Below are 465 nucleotides of genomic sequence, written 5' to 3'. Positions count from 1 at the left end.
CGGGGGGGGGGGGTGGTGGGCGGGGGGGGGGGGCGGCGGTTCAGATCCCCCCCCCCCCCCCGGACCCCCCCACTCGGGCTCGGCCGCGCGCCCCCCGGGGGGGGCCCCCCCCCCCGCCACCCGGCGGAGCCGCATTGGGATGCTTTCCCCTTCCCGCCACATCGATATGCGGCTCCGCCGCGTGGCAAGGGCTTCGCCCCTGGACCCCGAGGTCTGGGACGGAGCCTCGCCTTCCAGCCCCCTCCGACGTTCGAGGAGCAGGGCCAGGACGGAACCCCGCCTCCCAGCCCCCCGGCGCTTGCGGAGCGGAGTCTGGGACGGAACCCCGCCTTCAGCCCCTCCAGGGGGCACCTCCCAGCGGTAGCTGGGGGAGTTCGAGGAGCAGGACCTGGGGCGGAGCCCCGCCTTTCAGCCCCTCCAGGGGGCACCTCCCAGCGGTAGCTGGGGGAGTGTGTGGAGCGGGGT

The organism is Streptomyces sp. NPDC059455 (genome assembly GCF_042750115.1).
Classification (GTDB): Bacteria; Actinomycetota; Actinomycetes; order Streptomycetales; family Streptomycetaceae; genus Streptomyces; species Streptomyces endocoffeicus.
This window is presented reverse-complemented; position numbering follows the sequence as displayed.